We start from the raw sequence: 2,482 nt of genomic DNA on the forward strand, positions 1-2,482 counted from the left end.
TTCCTCTCGATTGGAAATCCGGGATGGCCGCTGCTTTGTTTGAGTATGCCCAAATTTATGGAAGGCGTATGTATAATTTTGGATAATCAACACTCGTGAAAATCAATATTCGTTTGATGTTAAACAAAGCAATATAGGTCAAAAAAATCATGGTTTCTTCTGTTATCTTATTTGTAAGGAGGTGTAAGGAGGCCTATGAAATGAGCTACAGTCCCATTATTCAAAAAACGATTGAATATATAGAGACTAATTTGCATGAAGAATTATCTTTAGAAAACATTGCTCAGTTTGCTGGTTTTTCAAAGTACCATTTTCATCGTATTTTTCAAAAAGAAGTTGGTGTGACTGTATCTGAATATGTTCGATATCGAAGAATTGCTAATTCAGCCAACATGCTGCTTTATACGGATAAAAAGATAATAGATATTGCTTTCTATTATCGCTTTGAAACACAAGAATCATTTACCCGTTCGTTTAAGAAATATTATCAATTACCGCCAGGACAATACCGCAAAATCATGGGTAAATTAACTTTACAAAGGGAGGATGTCATGTTGAAAAACGAACAATTGAAAGGATGGAAATTAAGCGGAAGTCACCCGTTTAATTATAAAATGGGAATTGACAGAGAAATCTTTCACAAGGGGAAAGCATCTGGATTCTTAAAGGCTGTTACTGTCCAATCTCAAGCTGAATTTGCCACAATGATGCAACAATTTAAGGCAGAAAAGTATCTTGGTAAAAGGATAAAACTTTCTGGGTTTATAAAATCAAAAGGTGTTGATGGATTCTGTGGGTTTTGGATGCGAGTGGATGATGCACTTGGGGATGTGTTGCAATTTGATAATATGAGTGACCGCCCGATTGTAGGAGATACTGAATGGAATCATTACTATATCGTTTTAGATGTTCCTAAAAATAGTGCAGTCATATCTTTTGGTGTTTTACTTTTGGGGAAAGGGCAAGTGTGGATTGATGAACTTAAATTTGAGGAAGTGGATGAGCGTACACCAACAACAAATATTGATTTTACAGTTGACCTTTTAGACGAGCCTACCAATTTATCTTTTGAAGAGTGGGAGTAGATGATATTTATCCCCGTAAAATATATCCGTCCAGGAAAAAATGTCCAAGAAGCCGAGCGTGGTTAGGGTTTTGCCCTGATTCATGCTTGGCTTTTACTTCTTTTGAAAAGGTACAGGGGAGAGGGGATAGAAACGGCGGCTGATTTATCAAGCAGTTTCCCAATATACCCCCTCCCGCTATGTTCCGATTGAGCTTCTCCATTTGTTCTCTCAAATTATTTCCACGGACATTTCCCAACGTTCCATTTCCCTTATCCCTTCCCCCCAATCCCCTAATTTATTCCAATTGGACGGACACTTTTTATTTTCCTGGTTTTTTGTTCCAACTGGTTCCTCAAATCCCGAAAACCCTTGCGGCTGTAGGGAAGAGAGGCGGTGAGGGGAAAGTTGTGGGATGGACATGAATTATTGTCTCTTGACAAGGCTGTTGTTAAGTGACAAAAAAAGCCTTATACTTGCGATCGTATCGAAGCGAAACAAATTCAATTCAGTTTGATTGGCAACGAGGATGGGATTCCAATTAGGGAGAAGGAAATAGAATTGAAGGGAATCGAGAAAGGTACCTAAAGGTGCTTTTCTCGATTTTTTATTTGGAGCCAAAAGAGGAGAAATGGATCGTGAATGTTAGTTAATTGATCAAGCAAGGCTTCGCAAAGAGATAAATTAGAATCGAAACAAAAATTTTACATATAAGGGGGTTTATCAAGATAAAAAATATGGTATAATTTATAAAAAATATTCACAAAAGAGGTGATAAGATGAAAAAACTCATTTTATTTTTAATTTTATCATTACTATGGGTTGCTCCTCTCCCAGCATTGGCAAAAGATAATCAGGATATTACAGGAGCAATTAACAAAGAATTCAAAAAAACTCTTACCTATTATAAGGATCATTCCGCCGAAATACTCGATAGCCTAACAACTTCTGCTGAAGTCACTGAAGGAGATACAAAACAAACTAAAAACGTTAAAGTAGTATTGGCAGAAGGAAAAGAAGTTAGAGACAGCATTTTTTATTTTGATGCAAAACAGATATACTATTATGATTTAGATGATCGGAAAATTATCGATTCTGCATCCATCACAGAGAATGCTCAAATAAAAAATTTTGTTAAAAAACATAAAGATGAAATCGGAAAACAGATAAATCCTTTTTCATTTGCCATTTTTATGATCGCACTTTTTATCACTATTATTGTTCCCCCTGTTTTCGGAACCTTATTCAATAAAAACTCTTCGTCCTTGTCATATAGATTGCAATTTGAACGAGCTGATACTGGAATATACCGAAATTAAGCTATATAGGTTGTAATAAAGAATTTCCGACCTCCATGTCCCGTCTTTACTTTATCACCTAACAAGCTGGCACGGTGACAAGAAGAGCGAACAATGCCA

2 protein-coding genes are annotated in these 2,482 nt (G+C 36.2%); both read left to right on the plus strand.

The window, feature by feature from the left end:
• Positions 1-200 precede the first annotated feature (200 nt).
• Positions 201-1,085: a helix-turn-helix transcriptional regulator gene (locus CV945_RS16635; protein WP_064213871.1), complete on the plus strand. Its 885-nt coding sequence runs from the start codon at positions 201-203 to the stop codon at positions 1,083-1,085.
• Between the two features lie 758 nt (positions 1,086-1,843).
• A complete protein-coding gene (locus CV945_RS16640) occupies positions 1,844-2,383 on the plus strand; it encodes a hypothetical protein (RefSeq protein ID WP_100660185.1) in 540 nt (179 codons plus the stop codon).
• Positions 2,384-2,482 lie beyond the last annotated feature (99 nt).

This window comes from Geobacillus sp. Manikaran-105 (genome assembly GCF_002809955.1).
GTDB classification, from domain to species: Bacteria; Bacillota; Bacilli; order Bacillales; family Anoxybacillaceae; genus Geobacillus; species Geobacillus thermophilus.